General features: G+C 61.4%; 16 protein-coding genes and 3 pseudogenes. 12 read left to right on the top strand and 7 right to left on the bottom strand.

The window, feature by feature from the left end:
* The first annotated feature begins 122 nt into the window (after window positions 1-122).
* From ACZYHG_RS37045 to ACZYHG_RS37035, 3 genes are all read left to right on the top strand, one after another.
* On the top strand, window positions 123-1,853 hold the full coding sequence (locus ACZYHG_RS37045; RefSeq protein WP_464615399.1) for a hypothetical protein: 1,731 nt from the start codon (window positions 123-125) through the stop codon (window positions 1,851-1,853).
* On the top strand, window positions 1,850-3,160 hold the full coding sequence (locus ACZYHG_RS37040; protein ID WP_464615398.1) for a hypothetical protein: 1,311 nt from the start codon (window positions 1,850-1,852) through the stop codon (window positions 3,158-3,160). The genes ACZYHG_RS37045 and ACZYHG_RS37040 overlap by 4 nt, the downstream gene beginning before the upstream one ends.
* Before the next feature lie 176 nt (window positions 3,161-3,336).
* Window positions 3,337-4,089, top strand: coding sequence for a hypothetical protein (locus ACZYHG_RS37035; protein ID WP_464615397.1), 753 nt, complete (start codon window positions 3,337-3,339; stop codon window positions 4,087-4,089).
* Here the strand turns inward: ACZYHG_RS37035 and ACZYHG_RS37030 are convergent.
* Window positions 4,034-4,980 (bottom strand): IS630 family transposase gene (locus ACZYHG_RS37030; RefSeq protein WP_464615096.1). Its coding sequence is split into 2 segments (ribosomal slippage): window positions 4,034-4,632 and window positions 4,632-4,980, totalling 948 coding nucleotides; the frame shifts between segments, so codons are not numbered across the junction. The two genes, ACZYHG_RS37035 and ACZYHG_RS37030, sit on opposite strands and share 56 nt — an antisense overlap.
* A gap of 51 nt (window positions 4,981-5,031) precedes the next feature.
* Here ACZYHG_RS37030 and ACZYHG_RS37025 point away from each other — a divergent pair.
* The 9 genes and pseudogenes from ACZYHG_RS37025 to ACZYHG_RS36985 all read left to right on the top strand — a co-directional run bounded on the left by ACZYHG_RS37025 (window position 5,032) and on the right by ACZYHG_RS36985 (window position 18,833).
* Window positions 5,032-5,841 carry a hypothetical protein gene (locus ACZYHG_RS37025; RefSeq protein WP_464615396.1) on the top strand — a complete coding sequence of 270 codons (810 nt, stop codon included), beginning with the start codon at window positions 5,032-5,034 and terminating at the stop codon, window positions 5,839-5,841.
* 46 nt (window positions 5,842-5,887) lie between these two features.
* Window positions 5,888-5,980, top strand: a pseudogene (locus ACZYHG_RS37020) (oxidoreductase); the annotation flags it as partial.
* 240 nt (window positions 5,981-6,220) lie between these two features.
* Window positions 6,221-6,453 (top strand): annotated as a pseudogene (locus ACZYHG_RS37015) (nucleotidyl transferase AbiEii/AbiGii toxin family protein); the annotation flags it as partial.
* Window positions 6,451-7,283: pseudogene (locus ACZYHG_RS37010) on the top strand (ThiF family adenylyltransferase); the annotation flags it as partial. The pseudogenes ACZYHG_RS37015 and ACZYHG_RS37010, both read left to right, overlap by 3 nt.
* Window positions 7,280-7,726: a ubiquitination-like system serine protease family protein gene (locus tag ACZYHG_RS37005; RefSeq protein WP_464615395.1), complete on the top strand. Its 447-nt coding sequence runs from the start codon at window positions 7,280-7,282 to the stop codon at window positions 7,724-7,726. The pseudogene ACZYHG_RS37010 and the gene ACZYHG_RS37005, both read left to right, overlap by 4 nt.
* A 63-nt stretch (window positions 7,727-7,789) precedes the next feature.
* Window positions 7,790-9,061: a metallophosphoesterase family protein gene (locus ACZYHG_RS37000; RefSeq protein WP_464615394.1), complete on the top strand. Its 1,272-nt coding sequence runs from the start codon at window positions 7,790-7,792 to the stop codon at window positions 9,059-9,061.
* Window positions 9,061-12,543 (top strand): AAA family ATPase, encoded by a 3,483-nt coding sequence (locus ACZYHG_RS36995; RefSeq protein WP_464615534.1) that lies wholly within the window; start codon window positions 9,061-9,063, stop codon window positions 12,541-12,543. The genes ACZYHG_RS37000 and ACZYHG_RS36995 overlap by 1 nt, the downstream gene beginning before the upstream one ends.
* Window positions 12,544-13,002: 459 nt before the next feature.
* The gene (locus tag ACZYHG_RS36990; protein WP_464615393.1) at window positions 13,003-15,669 is read left to right on the top strand and encodes a PD-(D/E)XK nuclease family protein; all 2,667 of its coding nucleotides are present in this window, start codon (window positions 13,003-13,005) and stop codon (window positions 15,667-15,669) included.
* On the top strand, window positions 15,666-18,833 hold the full coding sequence (locus ACZYHG_RS36985; RefSeq protein ID WP_464615392.1) for a UvrD-helicase domain-containing protein: 3,168 nt from the start codon (window positions 15,666-15,668) through the stop codon (window positions 18,831-18,833). Before ACZYHG_RS36990 ends, ACZYHG_RS36985 begins: the two co-directional genes overlap by 4 nt.
* A 46-nt stretch (window positions 18,834-18,879) precedes the next feature.
* Here ACZYHG_RS36985 and ACZYHG_RS36980 read toward each other — a convergent pair whose 3' ends face one another.
* The 6 genes from ACZYHG_RS36980 to ACZYHG_RS36955 all read right to left on the bottom strand — a co-directional run bounded on the left by ACZYHG_RS36980 (window position 18,880) and on the right by ACZYHG_RS36955 (window position 26,364).
* Window positions 18,880-20,058: a hypothetical protein gene (locus ACZYHG_RS36980; protein WP_464615391.1), complete on the bottom strand. Its 1,179-nt coding sequence runs from the start codon at window positions 20,056-20,058 to the stop codon at window positions 18,880-18,882.
* 107 nt (window positions 20,059-20,165) lie between these two features.
* Window positions 20,166-20,606, bottom strand: a complete 441-nt coding sequence (locus ACZYHG_RS36975) for a hypothetical protein (RefSeq protein WP_464615390.1) — start codon at window positions 20,604-20,606, stop codon at window positions 20,166-20,168.
* A 1-nt stretch (window position 20,607) separates the two neighbouring features.
* Entirely contained in the window at window positions 20,608-21,366 is a 759-nt protein-coding gene (locus ACZYHG_RS36970; RefSeq protein WP_464615389.1) for a multiubiquitin domain-containing protein, read from the bottom strand.
* Window positions 21,367-21,545: 179 nt separating this feature from the next.
* Window positions 21,546-24,986 (bottom strand): UvrD-helicase domain-containing protein, encoded by a 3,441-nt coding sequence (locus ACZYHG_RS36965; RefSeq protein ID WP_464615388.1) that lies wholly within the window; start codon window positions 24,984-24,986, stop codon window positions 21,546-21,548.
* Entirely contained in the window at window positions 24,986-25,558 is a 573-nt protein-coding gene (locus tag ACZYHG_RS36960; protein ID WP_464615387.1) for a hypothetical protein, read from the bottom strand. The genes ACZYHG_RS36965 and ACZYHG_RS36960 overlap by 1 nt, the downstream gene beginning before the upstream one ends.
* Window positions 25,555-26,364: a hypothetical protein gene (locus tag ACZYHG_RS36955; protein WP_464615386.1), complete on the bottom strand. Its 810-nt coding sequence runs from the start codon at window positions 26,362-26,364 to the stop codon at window positions 25,555-25,557. Before ACZYHG_RS36955 ends, ACZYHG_RS36960 begins: the two co-directional genes overlap by 4 nt.
* Window positions 26,365-26,378 lie beyond the last annotated feature (14 nt).

Here is a 26,378-nt window from a genome sequence, read left to right as displayed (position 1 = left end):
CTCTAACGCGGGAAGACTTGGTGAAATAGCTTACTTTTATCGGTCATTTCACCGGCCTGTAGTTTACGATATTGTTCGTGATCTCAGGCAAGGATTTTGGACAGTCTTGACGGAGGCCTGAAGTGAAGAACGTCCTCGGCACACGCCATGGCCTCCGTACCAACCGGAGCCTGACGATCATTGCTCAGGATCCTTCGGTTCGAATCAAGAATAAAATATTGCGGGCGACTATCGAGGTGCCGGCCGAGGAACTCAGCGCCGGACCAAGCGGCTACCGCGTTACGGTGATCGACTATGATGTAACCGCCAACGCTCTCTATGCTCCTTTGAAGTTGGGATCGGGGCTTGAGGAGGACTATCCCGACCCTTACGCAAATGCTTCGGACAAGGAAATTCTCGAAGACCCTCGTTTTCACGCACAGAATGCATACGCCATCGTGATGCGGATCCTTGCCCGGTTCGAGCTGGCCCTGGGCCGACGTGTTCCTTGGGGTTCAAATGGCCACCAATTGCACGTCGCACCGCACGCCTTCGCCGAACCGAATGCATTCTACTCGCGCGAAGACCGCGGGCTGTTTTTCGGTTATTTCGAGGGGACACTCGCTGGCCAAAAGCCCGGGCAGAAGATTTATACGAGCCTCGCGCACGACATCGTCGCTCACGAGACAACGCACGCGTTGCTTGACGGATTGCGCCGGCGCTTTCTTGAGCCCTCCTCGCCCGATCAAGCGGCGTTCCACGAAGGCTTCGCCGATGTCGTCGCGCTGCTCTCTGTTTTCTCGCTCAAGAATATTGTCGGTGCTGTACTCGACGGCAAGCCTGGCGATCGGCTCATTGATGCGAAATTCCTGACACCTGACGCCTTGGTAGATTCGGCCCTGCTCGGATTGGCCGATGAGATGGGCCAGGAACTCGCCGGAATTCGCGGTGAGGCGCTCCGGCGCTCGGTAAAGCTTGTGCCCGGCCGCGACCACATAGGTGCGGAGGCGTTCCAGGAAGAACATCGCCGGGGTGAACTCCTTGTGGCCTCGATGCTCCGCTCCTTTCTCGACATCTGGGTTGCAAGGCTTCAGAAAGTGGGGACCATTTCTCGGGGCAAGAAAGATCGAAGCCTCGTGGTCGAAGAGGGCGCGAAGGCTGCCGACCATCTGCTGACGATGGCGATCCGAGCGATCGATTACTGTCCGCCGGTCGACCTTAGCTTTTCGGCCTATTTGTCAGCGCTGCTGACCGTTGACCGCGAGGTCGTACCCGACGACCGCTACGGATACAGAGAAGCGTTGCTGCGAAACTTCGCGGACTATGGGATCGGGCCATCAGACAATGCTGATGACGACGGAACCTGGCGGCGGTCGGATCGGGATATGGTCTACAGCCGCACGCATTTCGACTCCATGTTGCGTGACGAGGAGGAGATGTTTCGTTTCGTCTGGGAAAACCGCGTCGCATTGGACTTGGGGGAAGATGGATACATCGAGGTGCAGTCCGTACGGCCGAGCACGCGGATCGCGCCTGATGGATTTGTGCTCCGCGAGACAATCGCCGAATATGTCCAGATGCTAACCCTGCAAGCAGAGGAATTGCAGGATGTCGGCGTTGATATCCCCGAGGGCATGGAGCCTTGGCGTAATGTCACGCTTTTCGGCGGCGGCACACTGGTGTTCGACGAATATGGCCAGCTTAAATACAATATTGCCAATCACTTGCTGAACTCCCCAACGGACGTGAAACGTCAAAGTGGGCGGATCGGCCATCTGTGGAACAGCGGTTTCTTTTCGCGTCCGGCCGACGGATCGTCAAGTTTTGCCGAACTGCATATGACAAAGGCGCTGGCGGGGAGCGCCGCACGATGAAGCCCGCTCGCGTGGACATCCGCAGCTATCAGGTCGGGTTCGGGGACTGCTTCCTGTTTACCGTCCACTACGATGATGGCACAAGCCGCCACGTGCTGATCGACTTCGGTTCGACCGGCCTGCCCGAGGGCGTGCCAAGCACCCGGATGAAAGCGATCGCCAAAGACATCCAGAGCGTGACAGGCGGTAAGTTGACAGCTGTTGTCGCTACGCATCGTCACAAGGACCACATCTCCGGTTTCGCAACGAATGCTTCGGGCAGCGCCTCCGGAAACATCATCGCCAAACTCAAGCCTGATCTCGTCATTCAGCCCTGGACTGAGGACCCGGATCTCGAAGAGACGGCGACGGCTCCGCTGGCTGCGCCTGGCGGTACCCACCTTTCCGCCGCGGAGCACCGGGCAAGGACTCTTTGGGCGATGCAGCAGGTGGCGTCCCAAGTTTGGGCTGAGGTCAAGCGCAGCCGGTCCCTGCAGCCCGACGTCAAAGCCCTGCTTGGGTTCCTGGGTGAGAACAACGTCAAGAATCTCAGTGCCGTCAAGAATCTCATGACGATGGCCAATGACAAGAACAAAAATAAGTATGTGTTTGCAGGAGCGCCGAGCGGGCTTGAAGATCTACTTCCGGGCGTCGAGGTCGACGTCCTAGGCCCTCCCACCGTCGAGCAGCACAAAGCGGTCAAGACGCAGACGAGTTGGGACAAGGATGAATTCTGGCTGCGGCTCGCCGCGGCGGGCGATACGTTACATTCGACTGGCCCCCAGAAGGTCGAGCCGCTCTTTCCGAAACATGTGGTTGGCCGGGAAAAATACCGCTTTCCGGTTAACGCGCGCTGGTTCGTCAATCATTCCAAAAAGCTTCGTAGCGAACAGATGCTGCGCATCGTTACAATGTTAGACGATGCCCTCAACAACACCAGCGTCATCCTGTTGTTCAGGATGGGCGGCAAGAGCTTCTTGTTTCCCGGTGACGCCCAGCTTGAGAATTGGCAGTACGCCTTGGCGCAGGATGAGGTTCGGGACATGCTCAAATCGATCGACGTGTATAAGGTAGGACATCACGGCAGTCGCAACGCCACGCCCAAATCGCTGTGGAATTTGTTCGATCACCGCTCAACAGACAAACATGATGCCCATCGTCTTACATCCTTGATGTCAACGATGTCCGGCAAGCACGGATCTGAAGCCAACAAGAGCGAGGTGCCCCGAAAAACGCTTGTCAACGAACTAGAAAGTGAGTCAACGCACTACACGACGCAACGCCTCGGTCCCGACGAACTCTGCCTGAAAGTGACAATCAATCTTTAGGCGTGTCGTCTCGTCTGTCAGTGCGCCGCGTTGCAGAATTCTACAATCGCTCAGGAAGGCGAATACCGTCCAGGTGATAACGCGTGAGGCTGCTCGTCTTCTACGGATCGGAATGGCCCAGATCCATGCATGTCAATATCCAACAGCAACGATGCGCCTGCGAAGGTACGTGACGCATGACCAAACGCACTCCACTCTACGCACTGCTCGCCGTCGCGACCGTCGGCGTCGCCGCCATCGCGGGGTATTACTTCTGGCCGCGCTCGCCCACTATCGTCGCTGATCGGCTTTGCGAATATATTCGCGACCAACAGAAGATGAACTGTGTTGCCACACTGGCATCCGACACGTTTGTGCATCCTGGCTCAATCGTCAGCTATCGCCCTAGCGAGACGCCGGCGAATGACCGACTCGACCTGCCGGTGGCTGACATCACTGGGTCGAGTTGTCTGGTGCCGGGCGCGGAGGCGCTGGCTGACGCCAGCAAGGCGCCCGCCGGCGTATCCATTCCTAGGCTCTCGTATGAAACCAACGGTAGCCTGAAAGTCGGTGCCGATGTTGAGCTTCCGCAGTTGTATGGGGCTACCGTCAAAGCAGGCCCCCAATGGTCCGACATTCAGAAAGTCGACCTTGCGGTCGACGAAGCATGGGTGACTCAACTCGACGAAAACCTCGCGATCCAGGCACTCAAGAGCTGCTCTATCCGCAAAGAGTGTGTCGACCGGATCCAATCGCAACAATACCGCGTGGTCGCGACATCCCTTGTGGCCAAAGGATTGAGCTACACCTTTTACGATAAAAGTGGCACCGCCCTGTCGCTTGATGCAGCAGGCAAGGCCGAGGCGTTCACGGCTTCGCTAGAGCAGATTCGACTTACACCGGGTCATATCCGGCTGCCTCGAAGTAGTTTCGGCATTCGGCCGGTTTGAAGGCGTCGAGGCAGTTGGCGATGACGGACCAGAGTTGATCGATGGAGCGGGCAGCTGCTTTTCTGAGTAGGGCCTTGAGCTTCGAGAACGCCATCTCGATCGGATTGAAGTCGGGCGAATAGGGCGGCAGCAACAGAAGCCGTGCGCCGGTCCTTTGGATGGCCTCGCGAACGCCGGTGATCTTGTGAGCCGGCAGGTTGTCCATGACGACGATGTCGCCGGGAGAAAGTTCAGGTGCGAGCACCTGTTCGGCATAGGCCAGGAAGGCGGCGCCGTTCATCGGCCCGTCGAGCAGCATCGGTGCGGTCAGGCCGTTCAGCCGCAGTCCAGCGGTGAAGGTCGTGGTCTTCCAATGACCATGAGGAACCGGCGCACGGCAGCGTTCGCCACGTTTGGCCCGCCCGCGCAGCCGCGCCATCTTGGTGGAGGCGGCAGTCTCATCAATGAAGATCAGCTTCTCGGGGTCGAGATCGAGCTGGCCGTCGAACCAGGCGCGACGGCGCGCCTTGACGTCGGGGCGCTGTTGTTCGCTGGCATGCGCCGTCTTTTTTTAAACGTGACGCAGCGCCTGTCGAGAAACATCCAGATCGTCGAAGGAACCACGCGCACGCCATGCCCGGCCGCCAGCCTCTCGGCAATCTCCGCCAGAGTGATGTCGGGCGTCTCCTCGATCAGGCCGAGGATGAAGGCTTCGTGAGGATCAAGCTTCGAGCACGACGGTTGGCCCTGCTTGCGGGCCGCCATCTCGCCTGTCTCGCGATAGCGGCGATACCAGTTCCCCGCCGTAGCAATCCCGATCCGGAACCGGCGTGCTGCCTCTCGCGTCGAAACACCCTCCGATATCGCCAAAATCACCCGACCGCGAAGGTCCGCACTCAAGCTGCGTGTCATCGTCATCTCCCTGCGAATCACAGGGAAAATGAAACAGACTTCCGCCACCGCGTGAATCCCAAATCTGACTCGGCGTTCACGGAAAATGCTCTAGGTGCCAGCTCGGACATTCAAGCCACGACAAACGCAACGCTTAAGGCGCTCGCGCCGCGCGTCGTCGCGGTTCGGCTGCTTCCTGCCGACATATTCGCCAACCAACAGGTGTGTGACCAGACGGTTTTGTACAGCGCGGACGGGAGCGCGTCCGTTAGCATCGGCGGAGGCGGTGGCCGCGGCCATATCGGCGCCATGCAAACCGTGCGCGCGCCCCTCAACAAGACGGCCGATCTGGCCACCACCGGATCGGAGTCGAGTGAATGCGATGCTGATTTCGAGCGAAAGATCTCAGGCGCGAAAGCGACCGCACGGATTGAGTCGGCAGCGCATGGCAACCTGCGCCTGACCTACGACATCGCCGCGCACGGTGGACACTACGTTACGGCGGGTGGATGTGCCTTCGGCAATGTGATCGGCAAGACCGGCCACGATACCAGCGCGACCGCCGCGGCAGATCTGGCGGGTACCGTCTTTATCATTGTCAGGGCAGAGAAGTCGCCGCCGCTCCGCGTGACTTGGAATGACATGCCTCCGGGCGCAACCATTCAAGCCCTCGATTGGCACAATGAGCCGTTGCGGGATGCTAAAGGGACCGAAGTGGTAGGCTCGCTAACGCCGATCGGCGACGGCGGTCAGGACTACGCAACGCGGGGACCGGGCCTCTACCGCGTGGACATACGGATTCAGCTGAACGCCTCCGTGGGGGGCAATGTCGACGACGCTGCACATCAGACGGCCGACCTGACCGTCGGAATTGTCGAATAAACTAACCGCCTTGCTTTCCGAACCGGCCCTTGACCAACCCTGACGGGCGGCCGCGTTTCTGGCGTCCTCGGACAGCAGCTTCGTGACCTGCGGTGAGGTCTTCGTCGGTGGAGGCCTGGCGCAGGTCTGCCGGTCCTGAGCCAATCCCGTGTCTTTTAGAGATCCCACCGCCGCCGCATAGTCGGAGGCGGTTTTCCGCACGGTAAAGGAATTCGCCTGCTCGGAGTCTTATTATCATGCAATTCTCCCGAAATGACGGCTTTTATATCCGCGCGATACGCGTGAGGACCAGCAAATCCCCATGCGTCGTTTCCTGCCGCAGGAGGCGATCGGCGCACCTGCCATTCTGCTGCCGAGCTCGGTCCTGGGAGCCAGGATCGGCGAGCTGCGCGGGGGCGGCCAACGCGTTTCCCGTCACTATTATGACCTGCACCAGCGCGCCGCAGCCCACGTCAGCGCCGCCGCCATCGCTGATCCGGCGCTCGGTGCGGATTGCGTCGCGCACGCCAGGATGTTCTTCAATCGACCGGACTTCGATCTCGCGACCGCTGCACCTGGCTCGTTTGCACTCGCCCGCATGACGCGATGATCGAGCAACTGCGCGTCAACTACACGGACTACCACCACAAGATGACGAGCTACGCAAATATCATCGCGGGCCCGGCCGCGGTGTTGAAGCCCGGCATGACCCCCGCACCTTCCGCGAGCCGGAAGAGGCGGAGGACAGCGTTTTCAACTATGTCGAGACCGCCTCCGACCGTGTCGGTATCGGCATCCTGACCGAGCGGCTCATCAGCGAGCGGATCGCCATCATCGGCGGCGGCGGCACTGGCGGCTACATTCTGGACTTCGTCGCCAAGACGCCGGTCCGCGAGATTCGGCTCTTCGACAGCGACGAGTTCCTGACCCACAACGCCTTCGGGCACCGGGCGCGCCGACCCTGGAGGAGCTGCGCGAGGCGCCGAAGAAGGTCCACTATCTGAAGCGCATCTACAGCCGGATGCACCGCAACATCGTGGCGCACGATGTCGAGCTCGGGACCGACAACCTGACCTTCTCGACGGCGTCACCTTCGCCTTCCTGTCGCTCGACGCCGGCGAAGCGAAGCGGTTGATCGTCGAGAAGCTCGAAGCGATCGGCGCCGCGTTCGTCGATGTCGGCATGGCCTCGAACTCGACGAGGGGTCGCTCGGCGGTATCCTGCGGGTGACGGTCAGTACGCCGGAGAAGCGGGATCATGCGCGCCAGCGCATTTCCTTCGTCGGCGGCGCCAAAGATATCTACGCGTCCAACATCCAGGCTGCGGACCTGAACGCCTTGAATGCGGTCCTCGCGGTGGTGAAGTGGAAAAAGATCCGCGGCTTCTACCGTGATCTCGAGGGCGAGCACCACTGCACCTACACCACCGACGGCAACATCCTGATCAACGGAGACCTCGGGTGATACGGCACAAGCGGCTAGAGCATCGTTTTGTAGAGCACATCCCGGAGCGCCTTGAGGTAGGCATTCTTTATGTCTCAATGGAATATGCGACATCGACCCACAGCTGTTGCTGCGGTTGGGGCGAGGAGGTGGTGGCGCCCTTCACGCCGACGGACCGGAAGATGACGTCCGACGGCGAGACCATCTCGCTGCGCCCGTCGATCGGCAATTGGACACTGAAGTGCCGGTCACATTATATGATCGACCGCGGCAAGGTGATTGAAGCCGATCCTTGGAGCGACGAGCAGGTCGAAGCCGAGCGCCGTCGGGATCGCGCCGCCAAAGCGCGCTTCTACGGGCAGACGCCAGCGATCGCGCCGCCTGCTCCATCAGCATTGCCGACGGCTCCCTCGGGATTCTGGCATCGTGCCTGGATTTATGTGTGCAGTTTAGTGCGGCGATAGGACTATTATTCAATCGAGCAGCCGAAGAAATTCGGCTGTTCTGCCCTTTTTGAAGAGACGACCATGCCATTTCGATTTGTTCACACGGCCGATCTCCACCTAGATTCCCCTTTGCGGTCTCTGGCGATGCGAAACAGCGATCTTGCCGAGCTGATTGGCGATGCGACGCGCCAGGCGCTGATCGCGATAGTCGATCTCTGTATCGACGAGCAGGTAGATGCGCTGATTATCGCGGGCGATCTCTACGACGGCGACCAGACGTCGATGAAAACCGCCCGGTTTCTCGCAAGCCAGATGCAGCGGCTTTATGAAGCCAGTATCGCGACGTTCATCATTCGCGGCAATCACGACGCCATGTCGCGGATCACGCAAGAGCTGATCCTGCCCCTTTCGGTCACGAGATTTGGCGGTCGCGCTGACGCAATTAGTCTCGCGAGAGGTGATCTGGTTATATCTGTTCATGGCCTGAGCTTTGCGAAACCTCAGGCTCCGGAAAGCCTCCTCGAGAAATATCACCGCCCTACCCCGGACGCGATCAATATCGGCATTATGCATACGAGTCTCGCCGGCGCGCCAGGCCACGATCTCTATGCGCCTTGCAAGGCGTCAGACCTTCATGGCTGGGGCTTCGATTACTGGGCCTTGGGACATGTTCATGTCCGCGCCCAACATGCGGGCGATCGTATGGTGATCATGCCGGGCATGCCGCAGGGCCGCGACATAAACGAAGCCGGTGAGAAGACCGTCACACTCGTCACGGTCAACGATGATCGCAGCCTCACATTAGAAGAACGTGCCACCAGCGTTGCCCAGTTCGAACGGATATCCGTAGATCTTTCCTCCGCTGTGACGTGGCGAGAGGCGGCTGAACTCATCGAGCAAGGCATGGGTGTCGCTCGTGACCGGACACGCTCATCAAACCTTGTCGGTCGCCTTCGATTGACGGGTGCGACGCCTTTGTCATGGCAGCTGCGCCGCGATCGCGATCTGCTGCTTGCAGAGACCGAGCAGCGCGCTGAAAGCCTCGGCAAGACCTGGATCGAGAAGATCGAGATCGCCACCAAGGCGCCGGTAAGCGCACCGGTCGGAACCGCTACCGCCGACCCGGTCCTGGAACTCGGCGAGCTGATGCGCAGCGATATCATTCACCAGCATGGTGTGCGCGAGGCCGTGCGTGATCTGGTCAAGGAACTGCGCGATGATTTGCCACCGGAGGCGCGCGGTTTCAGCGGCGATGACGAAGCCGCGTTCGAAGTCCTGATCGACCAGCTGCTGACAGAAGGCAGCGAGGATATGCTGGCCCGGCTGAAGCCGCAAGCGTCGGAGATCAGTTGATGCGCCTGCGCCGGCTCGATCTCACCCGCTACGGCAAGTTCACTGACTATTCGATCGATTTCGGCGAGCACATCGCCAGAACGCCTGACCTGCACATCGTTTACGGATTGAACGAAGCAGGCAAATCGACAGCCCTTTCTGGCTATCTCGATCTCCTCTTCGGCATAGAAGAGCGCTCGCGCTACGGATTCCTGCATCAAGGCAAGGCGATGGAGATCGCCGCCTGCCTCGAGTTCGACGGGGAGGCATATGAATTCAAGCGCTTCAAGCAGCGCAGCAACTCGCTGGTAGACGCGCATGGCCAGCCGGTCAACGAGGCGATCCTGAGCGTCCCGCTCGCCGGGCTGACGCGCGACGCCTATCGCATGATGTTTTCGCTCGACGATCAGACGCTGGAAGATGGCGGCAACGCCATTCTGGAAAGCAAGGGCGATCTGGGAGAGTTGCTGTTCTCGGCAAGCGCTGGCCTTGCCGGCATCAGTTCCATTCTTGAGACTGCGATCGCCGAAGCCGACGGCATCTTCCGGAAACGCGCCAGCTCAACGAAGATTGCGGGCCTGAAACGCCAGATCGCGGAACTCAAATCGCAGCGCGATGATATCGACGTCCAGGCGTCGGCTTACAGAACGCTGATGGCAGCGCTCGAGCAGGCTGAAGCGGCCTATGACGCTGCCATGAAGGAGATCGGTACAGCAAAGGCCCGGCACGACGAGATCGCGCGCGTCCTGCGTGCCCACCCCCTGGCGGCCGAATACCGTCAGGGAGACGAGCAGCTTTCCGAATACGTGGACCTGCCGCATCCGCCAACTGACTGGGCGTCCGCACTTTCAGACCTGATTGTCGAAGAGACGCGGCTTCAAACCCAGCTCGCCGGCATTGAACAGCGTGAGCGGAAGGCCCGGGAGGAACTCCAAGGGCTCGTGGTCGAGAACCGTTTGCTTGAAATGGCGGATCGCCTCGATCAGCTGACAGACGCAGCCGCACGATATGCGACCGCGCAAGAAGATTTGCCGAAAAGGAAGCAGGCGCTGTCTAAGTCGAGCCGGAAGGTCGATCTCATCCTCGCCACGCTGGGTCAGACAGGCGTCGACGATCCGAAGTCGCTCCTCATACCGGCTGCGACGATCGGGACGCTACGTGGCCTGATCAGCGAAAAGTCCGGCGTTGATGTCGCACGACAATCGGCTGAAAAGGAGTATGAGGCGGCCCGGCAGGCCCTTGAGAAAGAGCAGCGCGCCCGCCAGGCCCTAGATGGCCAGGGTACCCAGATCGATGCCGGCAAGGTGGCACAGCTTCAGTCGGTGCTGCGCCGTTTGCGCGATGGCAATCTTGTTGCTGAACTCCGCCTTGCCGAACGAAGCGTTCCCACCAAACGCCAGGGTTTTGAAGATGCTGTCGGCGCGCTGCATCCATCGTCTGGTGACGGTGACGCTCTCCGGCGCATGTCGCCACCCGCTACCGATCGCGTTGAATTCTGGAAGAGGGCTTCCGGCGACTTAGAGAAGCGTCGCTCGCAGATCATCGAGCGTGAACGAGAGCTCTCGACGAAACAAGAGGAAGATGCAGCACGGCTGGCCGCACTCCGCGAATCGATCGAAATCATGGATGATGATGAGGCGAAGGCCGCCCTTCTCGAACGGGACGAAGCCTGGGCGCGACATCTGTCGGTCCTCGATCAGGAAACGGCCGATCGCTTCGAGACTCGAATGCGAGTGACGGATGTAGCCGCGGCCGCGCGTCTGAACAGCGCCAAGGAACTCGAGGAGCTACGTTCCCTGGCCGCACGGCTGGCGGTAACCAGGGCGAGCATCGACCGCCAAGGCCAGTTGCTGCGGGAGACCGATGAAGAACTGCAGACACTGCGGCGGGAGATCAGGACGGAAACGCCGCCCGAAATCGATCTGGGTGACGATGCATCCGTCAGGTCATGGCTGACAAGGATCGGCCAATGGGCTGAGACCCGCACTTCGGCGCTGACTGCGTGGGATGATCTGCGCCGTGCCTTGACTGACGTCGAAGAAGCTAGGACTGCGCTCGTGACGGAACGAGATTCGCTCGCGATGACCCTGATCAATGTCGGGATCGTTGTCGATGGTCTGGGTGTGGCCGTCCTGATGCAGGCGGCCGACACGATTCTCGCGGACCATGCTGCGCTGCAGACCAAACGACTGGAGGCGGACAAGCGCCGCGTTGATCTCGAAGCAGCCGCGGTTCAACGGAAGGCGACACTCGACGAAGCCATCACCACATCCGAAGAGTGGCAGAGAAACTGGGCGGCCGCCCTCGCAAGCACCTGGTTCACTGATCGGGAGGGCGGCGTTGGCGCTGTCCGGGAACTTCTCGATGCGATCGCCAGCCTCCCCGAAGCTTTGAGGGAGAAGGATGATCTGCGGCATCGGATCGACTCCATGGAGGCAAACCGAAATTCCTTCGTCAAAGCTATCGCCCAGTTGCATGACACTCTCGGCGACACATTCGATGGCAGCAATCCCCTTGACGCCGCCAGGGCCTTGATCCGGCGGCACGAGGAAGCCAGACAAATCGAAGCGAAGCGGCAGGAACGGGACAAGATCCTTGCTAATCTCGCGACCGAACGCGAGCGGGTGGACGGCGAGATCGCGGTCCATGCAGCGCGCAAGAAGGAATTGACCGACTTCTTCCAGGTTGGCGCGCTTGCGGAGGTCCGGCAAGCTCTCGAACGCTGCCGGAAAAGGGATGAGCTGGTCGAGCAGCAGGGCAAGCTCGAACGGCAGATCGTTGGCGATATGCAGCTGCCATCGCTAGAGTCTGCCATGGCCAGTCTTGCTGATGCCGACCTCGCCGAGTTTCAGCGGGAGCAGGCCGAGCTTTTTACGCGTCTTGAAGACCTCGAAGGCCGAGCGAAGAACCTGTTCGCCGACAAGGCGCGTGCAACCGATCGCCTGACCGTCATTGGCGGCGATGATGCCGCCGCTCGTCTTGAGGCGAGCCGACGCACTTTGCTCATGGAAATCGAGGATCTGGCGCTAAGCTATCTTCGCCTCAGAAGCGGAAGCTTGGTCGCCGAGCACGGCATTCGAGCCTATCGCGACAAACACCGAAGCGCGATGATGAATCGGGCGTCCGAAGCGTTCCGTCTGATCACACGCGACGAATATACCGGCCTTGCCACGCGACCCGATAAGGATCGTGAAACACTGATCGGCTTGTCACGGCATGGTGGCTCCAAGCTTGCGGTCGAGATGTCCAAGGGTACCCAGTTCCAGCTGTATCTGGCGTTGCGCCTAGCTGGATACGAGGAGTTCGCGACGGCTAGGCCCTCGGTCCCCTTCATTGCAGACGACATCATGGAGACCTTCGACGAGCCGCGCTCCGAGGAAGTATTCCGGCTATTCGGGCAGATGGCTCAGGTCGGACAGGTGGTTTACCTGACACACCATCGGCACTTGTGCGAGATTGCTGCGCAGGTTCTGCCAGAGGTGAAAATTCATGAAATAGTTTGATGACCGATCTAGGCATGACGCGCGAATACACTCTTTCGGCGATGACGAATGGGGGCCGGTTACCGATCGACAGGTTTCGGGGCGGTCGGCCACCAAGCGTACGTCCCGCCCTTAAGTAAAATGGTGGTTCATGTTGGCCGGAAGCGCACTGGCCGGTTGTTCGCAAAAGTAGGCGTTACCGATCCACTCGTTCCCGGTAGATCGACATTCACGCTAAGTGTAAATCAGCTGCTTTTGCCAAGATTTGCACGAGTACGTCCAAAATTTTTGCCGGAGGTTTCCGATCCGGCGCGAACACCGCGATTGTCCGCATGCGCGCACCTTGCGGGTCACTGAACCGATGGCGATCAAGGTTGCCTCACATGGTTCGAACGGCGGGTAGTAGATCAGATTCGGTGGAAACATGTGTTACGAAACTCGACTCTTTGCTGACATGCTGACCATAGTGGAGGGTCTACAATGAAGATAGTTTTCGGCCTGTGGGCTGATGGCGGTGCCTGGCCGGATCATGGCGGCGACGCAGCCGGATCTTTGGGGCAACCGGTTGTTGGCCCGATCGGACTGGTCGACATCCTCGAAACGCTATTGGGGCTTGGCGGCCCCGCGACCGCGCAGGTCGTCCGCATCGCCCATTTCCAGTCTCGGCTGGAAAACCTGGGCGGCAGCTATTTCTGGTCGCGTTCGCTGGTCGTGGATTCCTGGTCTACTGCACGAACGCTGCTCGCCTGGCGCGATGATTTGGTCGGACTTGGCTGGCGCGACGACTTGTCCTGGCAATCCCCGCGCCTAGCAGACCTGGCCGTAGCTTCGGCTGCGGCGACCGATTTGCCGCGCGGATTGAACGACCGGATAGTCGCCGTTCTTGCCGCCCTCCACCCGCGCGCGGTGGCTGCGATCACGCATTTCCGGATAATCGACGATCCGGAACTCTGTCCTGCAGCGATTCGCCGCCTGATCTATCGCCTGGAGGAACTCGGGACAGTCGTTGAGCGTGTCCCGACAATCCCGGCAGCAGCCGCGGAAACGGCGCTGGGCCGGCTTCAGCGCTGGATGCTCGGCACGGACACGGAGCTGGGCGCGGCGGATGAGAGCGTGACGCTGGCATCCTGCGCGAGCGCCTCACTTGCGGCCGAAATCCTCGGAGACTGGTTTGCCAGCCGCAAGGATGAAGCGATCGCGCTCGTCGCGCAAGACGGCGACACCGGGATGCTCGATCATGGGCTGGGGGCAGCCGGCCAGCCACGCGCCGGACGGAGCAAAACTTCGGTTCATCGCGGGTCGCTGCAATTGCTGCTCCTTGCGTTCAAGGCACATTGGGCGCCGTTCGATGCCCGCGCGATCCTCGAAATACTGGTGTTCCCCAATTCGCCAGTTGCGCCACGGGTCGCGCGGCGGCTGGCGGCAGCGCTCGAAGCCGCCCCAGGCCGGGGTGGTCAGGAATGGGTTACGGCCTGGCAGGCGATTGGCGACGCGGAGCGCGATCGGGCTGGAACCGACGCAGACGAAATAGCCAGGATCGAGCCCCGGCTGACACGCTGGCGCGCATGGACCGAGCCCGAAACGGCCAACCCGGAAAGCGGGATGCCGATCAGTCAGGCTCTCCAGATCTGCGATCTCGTCAATGCTTGGGCGGGAAGCCGATACGGCATCAACGAAGACCCGCTCTATGCCGCCACCGCTGCGCTGGCGCGCGACGTGCGCGGCGCGTTGGCTGCGCTTGGCCGCGATCATTTGCCCCGGCTGCTCGTCGAACGCATCATCGATCAGGCGCTTGACCGTGGGCAAGTCAATCCAGGGGCGATCGCCGAAGCCGCCAGCTGGCGTAGTGTCCAGCATCCAGGATCGGTATGGGCGCCTGCATCGACGCTTGTGTGGTGGAACTTCAGCGCGACCACGGAAGGGAGCGAGCGGGCCCCATGGAGTGATGCGGAGCGCGCAGAGCTTGTCGCCGCCGATTGTCCGGTGGACGCCATCAACCGCGCCGCCCAGGCAGCCAGCGCCGCCTGGGAGCGCGCGATCCTGAATGCGCGCGAGCGTGTCCTTCTGGTGGCAGGCGGACTCAACTGCGATGCCGAGGACAGCCTGCATCCGCTTGCCCATCGCCTCAAGCCGGCGCTCGACCAACTCGCGGTTCGCACCGATCTGGAAGCTGCGCTGCGAGCGCCCGCGCTTCTGCTCTCCGGTGTCGAGCTTGCCAGGCAAGCCACAGCGCTGCGGCCACTCGCTTCGCCGCAATTCGCCTGGGTGACGCCGCCTGGATTTACCACCAAGCTTGCAGGCCGCGCCCAGTCCGCGACTTCCCTCGAGAATTTGTTCTCCTGCCAATTGCTTTGGGCACTACGTCACGTCGCGGGGCTCCGGGCGGGTCGCGTCCGGTCCATCCCCGACGGAAACCAGCTGCTCGGCAATCTCGCCCACGCGATTGCTCGCGAGATATTTCAACCCGGCGCACCGCCCGAGGCGGGAGTGGCGGCAGCTAAGACACAGGGACTGCTTGAAGTGCGCATCGACCAGCTCGCGGCGCCGCTTCGCCATCCGGAATTCGCTGACGCCCTCAATCTCGCGCGGCGGCGCCTGCCTGCTGCCATGGCGACCCTCGCACAATGTCTTGCCGAGAATGGGCTGACGGTCGAAGCGACCGAGCAGCAGGTAAGCGGTGAATTCGAAACACTGCTTGCGATGCGCGGCGCAATCGATCTCGTCGCACGCGATGCCAAGGGCAATGCGGTCGTCATCGATCTCAAATGGACGCGCAGCGAAAAATCACGAATCGACGAACTGGCCTCCGGCCGCGCAGTGCAGTTGGCCACCTACGGCGCGTTGGTGGCGCCCGATCAACCATATCGCGCCGGCTATTTCCTCCTTAACCAACGACAGTTCGCAACGCTGGCAGGCAATGGACTGATCGGCCGGGAAGTCGAGGGAAGCCGCAGTTTCCCGGCAACCTGGCAGGCCATATTGGAGGGATGGAAGACCTGGTCCCAGCATGCGGAGACCGGGCAACTCCTCGCAACCGGCGTCGAAGGCGTCGCCCATCTGATGCCGGCTGACCTTGCGATTACCCGCGAGGTGCATTGCGAATGGTGCGACTATGCCACGCTTTGCCGCGTGCGGGGCCTGACATGATGGAGAAAAATGTGCAAAACCAGGTCGATACGGTCATCGCAAGCGCAGGCACCGGCAAGACCTACCGTCTCGTCGAGGCGATCGTCGACGAAGTGTTAGCGGGCACGCCTCCCCACCGCATCCTGGCGACGACGTTTACCAAAAAGGCAGCGGCTGAATTAGCAGGCCGCATCCGCGCAAAGCTGATCGAGCTCGGAAAACCGGACCTTGGCGCCGCCATGCTGTCCGCCCGTATCGGTACGGTCAACTCGGTGTGCGGCGCGCTCATAAATGAGTTCGCGTTCGAAATGGGTCGGCCGCCGGTGAGCGAAATAATCGCCGAAGACCGGCAGTCCGCGATTTTCGATCGTGCGGTTGGCGCGGTGATCGAACAATGCGGGCCGGCGATTTCGGACATTGCCGAACGTTTCGGGATTCAAGCGCGTGGCTATGTGCTGCCGGGGCGAAGCGTGCGGGGCTGGCAGGACGAGGTCCGGCGCGCCGTCGATATGGCCCGTTCCAACGGGATCGCCCCTGGCAAGCTTGCGCATTCCGCTGCGCGCTCGGCCGCCAGCCTGATCGCGTTGCTGCCGGCCGCTGGTGCTGGCGAAACCGGGAAGAGTCTGGACGATGCTCTCACTGCAGCATTGCAGGCTTGCATCGCGCAGGTGAACGATAACCGCGCGCTGCTCAAAGCCGGTACGCTGAACAAGGATGTGCCCATCGTGGAGAAGGCGCTGCGCACCCTTGCCGCGGGCGAGCGTATCGCATGGCCTGATTGGGCGCGGCTTGCCAAGCTTGGCACGACCAAAGCCGATGCAGCCTTATTCGCCGGGGTGATCGCGGCAGCGGTGACCCACCCCCGCCACCCAGGTCTTCGAACCGATATCAACGCCTATATCGATCTTGTCTTCGATTGCGCGATGCGGTGCATGACCGCTTATGCCGAGTATAAGAAGGCCCGCGGACTGCTGGACTTTGTCGACCAGGAAATGCTGGCGCTGGAGATCATCCAGTCGCCAGCAAATGCCGAGCGGCTGCGCGAAACCATCGGCGCCGTCTTTGTCGACGAATTTCAGGACTCAAGCCCGATCCAGATCGCAATCTTCACGGCGCTTTCGCAAATCGCCGGCCGCAATCTGTGGGTCGGAGATCCTAAGCAATCCATCTACGGCTTTCGCGATGCCGATCCGGCGCTTACCAGCGCTGCCTCAGAGGCAATCACCAAAGCTACCGGCGGCAAGACCGAGTATCTGCGTCGATCCTGGCGCACGCGGCCGGAGCTCGCCAATTTCGTCAACGCCTCTATCACACCCAACATGCTTCGCGCCGGCATGACGATCGACGAAGTCGCTTTTGACGGCTGCGCGCGGAGCGACGGGGAGGGCATGCCGCCGGCATTGTCGTCCTGGACGATGACCGGGAAAAAGAAGGAAGAGCGCACGGCGATGCTCGCCAGCCGCATTGCAGGATTGTTGCGTGAGCCTGGCGCATGGCCGGTCAGCAACAAGGACGGAAGCCTGCGAAAAGCGCGCGGCGGGGATATCGCCGTGCTGTGCCGCGGGAATGCCCAAGTTACCGATCTTGCCGCGGCGGTTGCAGCCTACGGCATTCGGGTCGCGATTGAGCGCCCCGGCTTGCTCGACCGGCCCGAAACCGAATTCGTACTCGCGGCTTTGCGTTGGGTGGCCGATCCCAGCGACACCCTCGCTTTGGCCGAAATCGCTCGCCTAGCAGGCGACGATGACAGTTGGTTCGCGGCGGTTTTTGAGGCCGATGCGGAGGCCAGACTGTGTGCTGGGCTTCCCTTCACCGCGGCCCTGGTTGCGATCCGCGACCGCACCGCCCAATTGACGCCGGCCGAAACCTTCGATGCCATTCTCCACGCCGACACCGTGCTGGAAACCCTCACCCGTTGGGGCGATGCAGAACAAAGGCTGCAGAATCTCGAGGCATTGCGCGACTTGATTGGGCTGTATCAGGATGAGCAGCATGCCGAACGGCAGGCCGCTACGCTCGCCGGCGCCTGCGAATGGATCGCCGCGCGCAAGGATGCCCGCCAGCCCGAGAGCCGCCACCCTGATGCCGTCAATATCCTGACCTACCACGGCGCCAAGGGCCTGGAGTGGCCGATCGTGATCCTGACCGAGCTCGACGCCGCGGCCAAAGGATCGCCCTTCGGGCTCAGCGCAGAGGACGAATCACCGCCTGCCTGGGACACGCCCCTCGCCCAGCGCGTGTTGCGCTTCTGGCCCTGGCCCTATGGTGAACAGCAAAAGGATGTCGGGCTCGACATGCTTGCGCCAGATTCCAATCAGGGCATCGCTGCTCTGGCAGAGGAACGCCTTGAGCGCAGCCGCTTGCTCTATGTCGGCATGACCCGCGCGCGCGATCATCTGGGGCTGGCTACAACGGGTGGCGCGCTCGCTTGGCTCGACGAGCTCACCAGTGATGATGGCGCGCCGCTGATTGCCATGACCGGCGCCGATCTGCAGGTCGGCACCGTCAATTTCCCGCGCCGGGCCGAGCCCGAGGGCCGCGCGCTCGCCGACCCTGGCGACGCGCGCCGAGAGCTATATTGGCGGAAACCCGCAGCTGCCCAGGCGCATCCACCCTTGCGCATTCGCCCGAGCGATCAGCACTTGGCCGAGGGCGAGATCACGATCGCAGGGACCCAGACGCTCGGTGCACGATTTGCGCTGGCGGGGGATACGGACCTTCAGCGCCTCGGTGAAGCCATACACCGCTTTCTCGCCGCCGATGATCCGGCAAGCGATATCGACGCCCGGATTGCACTCGCAACGGCGATGCTGGCCCGCTGGGAAGTTCCGCAGGTTCGGGGTGTGGATCTGGTGGAGATCGCCGACAGGTTGCGTGCATTTCTCTCTACTCAATTTGGCGAAGCAGCGAGGCACAGCGAATGGCCCGTCCATGCAGTGCAAGGATTGCAGATTCTCGGCGGCCGGCTCGACCTGTTGGTCGATCTAGGCGATGGCTATGCGATCATCGACCACAAGAGCTTCCCCGGATCGATCGGTTTCGATGAGGATCGGCTGCGTGCTTTTGCAGGCCAGGTCGCGCTCTATGCCAGCGCGCTGGAGCAAGTGACTGGAAAAACCCGTTTCGAATATTGGATTCATCAGCCGATTGCAGCGGTGATGACGCAGATTATCCTGCCACAATGAATAAGGGTTGGGCCGATTTATAGGCCCGGCCCCGTTATGCGCCCTGTCAGGCAACTTTGCGCATCAGCGAAGCGGCGCATCCAACAGGGCATTCCCGATTGCCGAGCAAGGGCATAGCGCCGAAGCTCCATCCTTCCGGGCGCAGCGCATTGAGGAACTGCTGTTGATCGGAAAACGCAGGACCTTCCGGTCCAATGGCCCGCAACCAGCGGACGGCCAGCAATAGCCCCGACAGCAAGGAAACAAATGCCCCTGTCGGGATCGGCCCCACAGACGCAGCGGCTACCGGATGCAGACATCCGGCACATGCCTGTTCTGCAGCGTGCGAGGAAACGAGCACCGAAAAGCCTTCGGTCGCGCCGACTCCCAACCAGTGCGGCATTTGCCCCTGTGCAGCCCAACGCGACGGAATATCATCGACGCCGACCAAGACATGATCCGCCAAGGCCATGCCTGCTACATATCGTACCGGCTCAGGCGACAGCGTGATATTGCCGGTCAGCCGTGCCAGATCGGCAACCTTGTATGCATCCAACGCGCTGCGGCGTAGGAGCGCATTGCGGTTGAGGTTGCTGAGCGCAGATCGATCATCGTCGAGCACCCGGCCCTTGCCGATGATCCCTGGAATCCGAGCCAGCGCAAACAAGGCAGCATTGGCGATCGCGCCACCGCTGATGATGTCGAAGTCCGGCAATGCAATGGTTCTCTGTGTGCTATCCGGTGCAAGCGCGAACGAGACGTTGCCCACCGGAGCATGCAGGTCCGCAAAATAAGCAGGAAGTGCAGCGTGATGCGCCAGCTTGCGCATGGCGGTCCGGAAGGCTTCCGATGCAACCAGAACGCCCGCCGCTATCGCGCCAAGCGGCCATGCCCCGCCTGACCATCGGCCAGGCTGATCGCATAGCGATGTCGCCCAATCGGTCGCATCGATGGTGATCGCCCGATCCGCGACCGCGAGGGGTATCGCCTGCCCCAATGTCACCGCTAGGTCGGCCGAAAGCGGTGCACCGAGCCTGATCGAACGACCGGGCAATAGATCGTCGCCAGCGTCGGTAAGCGCGCGGAGCAGCGGGCCTTGCACCAAAGGCGGCTGGGGCCTGAGCATTGCCACCTCGTTCGCGGCGACCCAGACCTCATGTCCGGAGCGCGCCATCGTCAGCGCCGTAGTAACCAGCGCGGTCTGCCCCGAATGGGTTTCGAGCGCGTCGCCGCCGGCATGGAGCACGACGCGCACCGACGTCAGGGCATGGACAAGCTGGGCGTCCTCGGCGCTCGGATCGAGGTCGCTCCGCATCAGCAACAAGGTGCGGGACAAGGCATCGGACAAGGACATCAGACAATCTCCAGATGGTCTGGAATCGGAACCTCACGCCAGCAATGGTCCACGTCGAGGCGCGCCAGAAATGCCTTTTCGAAACCGACCGGGCCTAGTGCGAAGCGGGGGATGACTAGACTGAGAAAACCGGGCGTCGCCAGGAACGGAAAGCCATCGTCCGTGGCGGAATGGAAGGCAGCGCCAGGATGGGTATGGATCTGTACCCGGACGCCCTCCCCCGCTTCGGCCAGTGACGACCAGAATGCCGTCAGCCAAGCTTCTTCGAGACGAAAGCCAACCGCACTCGCACTATGGCGAGGATGCACGACCCGGCTGATGCGGTCTGGGTCGGACCAAGGTCCGACCCAAAGTGCTTGGCATTCCCTTCGGCCATCTCCGCAGGTCCGTAGATGACCGAAGGTCTCGGCGAGCAATTGCTCGCTCAGGCGGACCGGCATCTCAGCCGCCCTGGACCGCACGAGGGCGGAGCTGGAGGTGGGCACCCGGCTGGACGCCTTCCTGCGCCACCGTGTGATGGGGCTCCAGGATCCGGCCCAAGCTCGGATCGACCAGCACGAGTTCGCCGCCCGGATTGCCGAACAATGGCCGGGCCGCCGCGATCACCGCGCCGATCGCCTCTTCAGGGCTTACCCGGAGCGAGCGCACCACCCCGTTATAGTTGATTAGCACCTCGAACCCCTGGGGGACCGCCGCAGGGCCGGCGATGAAGCGCTCGACACCGGGTGCGGAGAGGTCAATGACATCCTCGCGGGCAACCTGGATATCGGTACCGCCGGGCACATCGAGATATAGCATTTCGCCGGGATGTAGCCGGGCCAGTGCATACAGCTCTGCGCCGCGGATATCCTTCCGCCCCCACAACATGTCCTGTCCCTGCAGGAACCCACGGAAAAGGATGTCGGTCATGAAAGCGATGACTTGCTCGGCACCACGTCCGCGCAGATCGTAGGGCTCGCCGAGCCGAATGTCCTCCATCGCGCCACTGGGAAGCAAGGCGATCAGCGCCCAATTCTCAACCGCGCGGATGCCGGCTGCTTCGAGGATCTGCCGGCCGACCGGCACCGGGTCCGGCAATGCCAGCGGGCGAAACTCCAGCCCATTCTCACCAAACTGCAAGCGATAGGCCTCGCTACGGCTGGTTTCGATTCCGTCTTCGGGGCCGAGCTGGGCGGCGCCGTTCGTCTGTTCGTAATTCATCTGCGACTCCAAATCTGGCACCGCCACTTGCGGGCTCTGACAGGTCAATCGCGGGTGGTTCGAGTGATCGGAAAACTGGGCGGGGAGACGTTAGGGGGCTGCTCCGGGCAGATGGCGAGACGCGAAGCGTTATAGAATGCACACCGAAACCGTTGCTCGCTTGCGTCAAATCCAGCGCTTTAGGCGGCATCCGACGTGCAATTGAGCGCACCTGGAGGCAGTGCGTCACAAACCAGGAAGGCCGCGCATCGGGCGCAACGTTCGGGTCGCGGAACGGCGGGAAATTGACCCGCGCGGATCTTCGACAAGACGCTGTTCAATTTGGTGTCGAACCGCTTCCCCTCCCCTTTTCTAAAGGAAAGCGCCTGTGGCAGGTCTGAGTCGGCGAGATGGAGCAATTCAACCCGCATGCCCGGTCGGGCGGCTGCGTGGACAACCAGCGCCCGCGTCGCGATCGCATCGACATTGTCATCGCGGTGATGCCCGCTCTGCACGAGCCGCAGGATCGTCCCCTGGGAGTTTGCCAGCACCTCATGGGCCTGCGCCAGGACGATATCGGTTCCGACCACGGTTTCGATAACTTCTACTGCCTGCAAAGCCTTGCCGTCGCGCGTTGCGCAATAGCGCAGCACCAAATCGAGGACCAATTGTTGGAATCCAGCGGCGTTGCCGTGATCGGCCAATTCCGGAATGGCGCAGGCCGCCGCGACCTGGACGCGGATGTCAGCGACATCGGGCAAGGTGTCGCCCTTCGCGAGCGTACCGCAGATCGCTCGAACGGCGTCATGAGCCAAGCGAAGCGCCGTCTTATGCAGACCGCCGCCGGTTCGCAGGAGGTGAGTATAGAGAAACCGTCTCGGGCACTTGCCGTAAATATCGAGCGTCCAGGCATCGACCCGCCAGTTCGGCGGCAAGCTGATTGCTACCGGCAGATCGCTGGCAAGTGCGGGCAACGCCTTTTGCGGATTAAGATCCTGGGTGTCGATTTGATTGCCAAGCCTGGCGATGAATGAAGATATCTTGCGATCAACATTGTTGGTCTTCGTTTTGGCGCGATAGAGATGGAGTTTCTCCTCGGCCCGTGAAAGGGCGACATAGAAGAGACAATCCTGTTCCTCCAGATGGCTCGCGCGCAGTTCGGCTTCAACGGTCCCACGCGGATGGGCAACCATGCCTTCGGGTGGCAGAAACTGCGGGAGCGCCTCTGGTTTGGGAAGCGTTCCCTCATTGAGGCCAGGCAGGTGCACGGTAGGAAATTCCAGCCCTTTCGCACCGTGGATCGTCATCAGGCGCACGGCATCGATCGCTTGCGCTGCGGCGGGCAACTGACGCAGTTCACGATCTTCCTTGAGCAGCAGCAAGCGTCGGACCCTGGTGAGGAGCCGGATGATCGAACTGCCGGAATCACCGCGCTGTCCACGCACGAAATTGATGAATTGCCATACGGCCAAGGCAGCCGCCGCACCGCTGGCGTCGGTACGCGCAGCCATTCGCGCCGCGATGCGGCTATGATCGAGCAACAACTGAGCGAGAATGGCCGAAGGATGCGCATAGGCATCGACCGAGGACAGCATTCCGACCAGCGACCGCAGGCCCACACCGCTTTCGGACGACAGACCTGCAGCAATCGTTTCCGGGTCAGCAATCCAATCGATGGGCCTATTCTCGGCATCACGAAGCTGGCGCAACGCCTTCGCGACATCATCGATCGCCATCGGAAATTCCGGCATGCACGCGGTTCGCAGCAGGCTGGACGCCCACGGGTCGACCAGCAATGACAAAAGCGCGAGCAAATCCTTGATTTCGGCGCGTTGGAACAAGCTGCCAAAATAAAGTACTGGCAGCCCCATCGCTTCGAGCTGTGCGGCAATCTTGGCCAGGCGATCATTGCCTGATACGAGCACGCAGTGGTCGCGATAGTGGTCGCCAGACTTGACCGCCTGATCGATGATCTGTGCGATCGCCGGTGCTTCTTTGCTAGTATCTGGGAAGCTGATCAGATCCGGCTTTATGCCACACGGTCCTTTGAACGGCCCCAGTTTCTCATAGGGGCGCAGCGGCGGATCGCCCTCGCCTTGTACGCGCTCCATCCCCTTGCCGAAATGCGACAGCAGATCGACTATCTCGCGCCGCGAGCGGTGATTGAGGACGAGTTCGCTTCCGCTCGCCCCTGGAAAATCCTGCGCAAACCGAGCGACATTACGCGAGGATGCCCCTCGAAACCGATAGATTGACTGGCGTGGATCGCCCACGGCCCAAAGCCCGTTGCCATCGGGGCAAAGCGCTTTGAGCACCCGGACGCTTGCCTGATTGACGTCCTGATATTCATCGACAAGGACGTGGCTGTAGGCGCGTGCGTAAGCCTTAGCGGGCTCGTGATTTTCCAGCAAACGCACCGCAAGCATGACATAGTCGCCAAAGTCGACCAGTGCGTTCGTGTCCTTCAACGTCTCGTAACGCTGATATATAGCAGCGATATCGAGCTTAGCCTCAGCGGCATTCACCGCCGCGGCCCTCGCGTCCGGGTCGGCCTCCACCGCAGACTGCGCCCGTGCATGTTCCGCAGCGGCAAGAGCCTCATATCGAGGCGCATCGCAGACTTCGTCCTGCGCCCGCGAGATCGCATCTAGCACATTGTCCAACAACTCTGTTGGATCGTAGCGATCTCCCAATTGACGAAGTCCAAGCGTTGGCAGCTCATGTTCGAGCAGGTCGATAGCACCCACCCGGTCGAGAAAGGTAGGGTTGCGCGTCCGGCCGACCATATCGCCGAATATGTGGAGCAGGTCGCGTCCGAATGCGTGAAACGTCCCGATCCACATCGCCGCGAGCGCGTCGGCGTCATTGCCGGCAATCCGCTCCGACAGTTCGGCTGCTGCCTTGTTGGAATAGGTGAGCACCAGAATCTCACGCGGCAGAACTGGCTTATTGGCGAGGAGCCATGCGACGCGGTGCACAAGCGTCTCGGTCTTGCCGGTGCCCGGTCCAGCTTCAAGCAGGTAAGCTTTTCCGAAATGCTCAGAAGCGTCCTGTTGCGCGCGTGTCAGTTTACGACGCGGCCTCGATTTCAGCGCGGGAGTCTCCGGCACGAGCAAGGCATCAAGCAGTTGCTGTGCAACGATAGCGTGCTCCGCCCCCATCCGCGCGGTGATCTGCGCGGCGCTCATCGCCTCCTCGAGATGCAAGCGCCTTACGAATGGCCGCGGTAGCACCAACTCGCGCGCGAACAGGTCCATCTGGATTTCGCGCCGTTGACGAGGACCATGCGCGATCACGCGCCCCTCCCCGTCCGCCGCACCTTCAACAGACCGGTCGATATCGACATCGCAGTTACCCAGGGCATCGCCGAGAAGCGCATGGCCAAGTTCATGGGCCACCAGAAGCGCGCGTTCGAATGGCGTGCCCCGATCGCTGTACAGGATCAGCCCGATCTCGGGCATGAACATCGCGAGTGCGCCCTCAAGCTGCGCGGCGCCCGGCTCAATCGCTTCTGCGGCAAACCCTTCCCGCTCGACCTCGCGGAGAACGAGGTCGAGCGGTGACCACGGATCGGCACCTTCCTGTAAAGCCTGGGCGTGAATCGAGGCCGCTCGCCGACGCGCAACCTCGACAGCATCCATCAGTCGCGTTCCGCCATAATCGCAAGCCGTCGCCCTTCCGGAACGCGTGCTTCAATCAAAATCTGCTCGAAACTGACCGGCGCAACCGACGCAGGCCGCTCAACTGCTTTGAAGCTTGCAGCAAGCGAACGCGCGCCCATGCTGAATAGCAAATCGTCAATGCTGCCGTTGAGCGCGTCTGCCATCCGGCGCAGAAAACCACGCGGGATCGTCTCAGGAATGGCACGCCGGTTACGAATGGCCGCAACGACCTGGCGTGGCACGTCGAGTGCCACCGACAAACGCCCATAGTCCGCCGGACCAAGTACCGCGAAAAGATCCTGGCTGCCGGCAGGTGCTGCAGGCCAGGCGCTTCCCGCAACACGAACCGCCGCATCGATTGCCGCACGTTCTTCCTGCGTGAACGCTTCGACAGCGTCGGGGATGTCGCGACGCATCTCGTGCACCAAGCCGATCAGCTCGACCGCAAAAGCCGGATAGGCACGCAAATAGCGCAGCAGAGCACCAGCCTCGTGGCTGTCGATCAGGAACGATTCGACTACGTCGTCGCGGGATGGCGTAGCGGCGCTCACAGCTCCGCTCCGTCCATCGCTTTGCGGATCGCCGCAAAGGCACGCAGTTTTTGGTTGAGTATCGTACGCGGCGTCTTGCCGAGTATCCCCGAGATGGAGTTCTCGCCTGCCACCCCGTTTCCCACGGGCAGTCCCTCGCGCATCATGGTTAGAATCCTGTTTTGTTCCGTTGGCAACCCGTCAATCGCCGCCCAGACGCGCGTTCGGAAATCGTCTTCTGTTTCCAACGCAGGATCGAAGGGGTTGAACGCGCCTAGTGCACGCTCGACCTCAAGCTGCAGCGCTTCGTCATCGCCGATTGCCACCGTCTCGGTGGGCTCGTCATCGACGACGGAGTCACGCCGGAATGCGTCGCGGCGCAGATTGGCCAAGGCGAGGTCGAAGCGCGCTTCCCAGATATCCAGCCGGTCCTCATATCCGACTAGATCGGGGCCTAGCATGCCAACAAACCGGTCCAGGGCATATTCGGCCAGTTCGAGCGTCCGCGATCTGGCACTGGCGTCGCCGGCTCGGGGCAACGCAGCGCGGACCCGCTCCAGCACCAAGGTGCACCATTGGTTATAGGCGCGGCGCTCGCCGCGCCGGCCCGCGCGCCGCATCATATGGATCAGGCATTCGCCAGGCAGCCAACCCGGGGCGCTCCGCGAGCGTATCCGCGCGCGCGCCAAGGCTTCTGCCTCTTCAATCCGGATGAGCACGCCAAGTAGATTCTCGATATCGGGAGGACGACAATATAGCGTGCCGTCGACCTTTCGCTTCCGCAAGGGCGTCACTTGCTCAGCTTCTGTTTGGATTTGGTCGTCCATCCCCTTCCCTCAAT

It is taken from the genome of Mesorhizobium subarcticum, from assembly GCF_055456085.1.
The sequence above is the reverse complement of the archived record's forward strand: the minus strand, read 5'-3'. Positions and strand labels throughout refer to the sequence as shown.

Bases quoted from the DNA above. Each gene is read 5' to 3' on its own strand.
- ACZYHG_RS37040 (WP_464615398.1), top strand. From the start codon at position 1,850: ATGAAGCCCGCTCGCGTGGACATCCGCAGCTATCAGGTCGGGTTCGGG.
- ACZYHG_RS37035 (WP_464615397.1), top strand. From the start codon at position 3,337: ATGACCAAACGCACTCCACTCTACGCACTGCTCGCCGTCGCGACCGTC.
- ACZYHG_RS37000 (WP_464615394.1), top strand. From the start codon at position 7,790: ATGCCATTTCGATTTGTTCACACGGCCGATCTCCACCTAGATTCCCCT.
- ACZYHG_RS36995 (WP_464615534.1), top strand. From the start codon at position 9,061: ATGCGCCTGCGCCGGCTCGATCTCACCCGCTACGGCAAGTTCACTGAC.
- ACZYHG_RS36990 (WP_464615393.1), top strand. From the start codon at position 13,003: ATGAAGATAGTTTTCGGCCTGTGGGCTGATGGCGGTGCCTGGCCGGAT.
- ACZYHG_RS36985 (WP_464615392.1), top strand. From the start codon at position 15,666: ATGATGGAGAAAAATGTGCAAAACCAGGTCGATACGGTCATCGCAAGC.
- ACZYHG_RS36975 (WP_464615390.1), bottom strand. From the start codon at position 20,606: ATGCCGGTCCGCCTGAGCGAGCAATTGCTCGCCGAGACCTTCGGTCAT.
- ACZYHG_RS36970 (WP_464615389.1), bottom strand. From the start codon at position 21,366: ATGAATTACGAACAGACGAACGGCGCCGCCCAGCTCGGCCCCGAAGAC.
- ACZYHG_RS36965 (WP_464615388.1), bottom strand. From the start codon at position 24,986: ATGGATGCTGTCGAGGTTGCGCGTCGGCGAGCGGCCTCGATTCACGCC.
- ACZYHG_RS36955 (WP_464615386.1), bottom strand. From the start codon at position 26,364: ATGGACGACCAAATCCAAACAGAAGCTGAGCAAGTGACGCCCTTGCGG.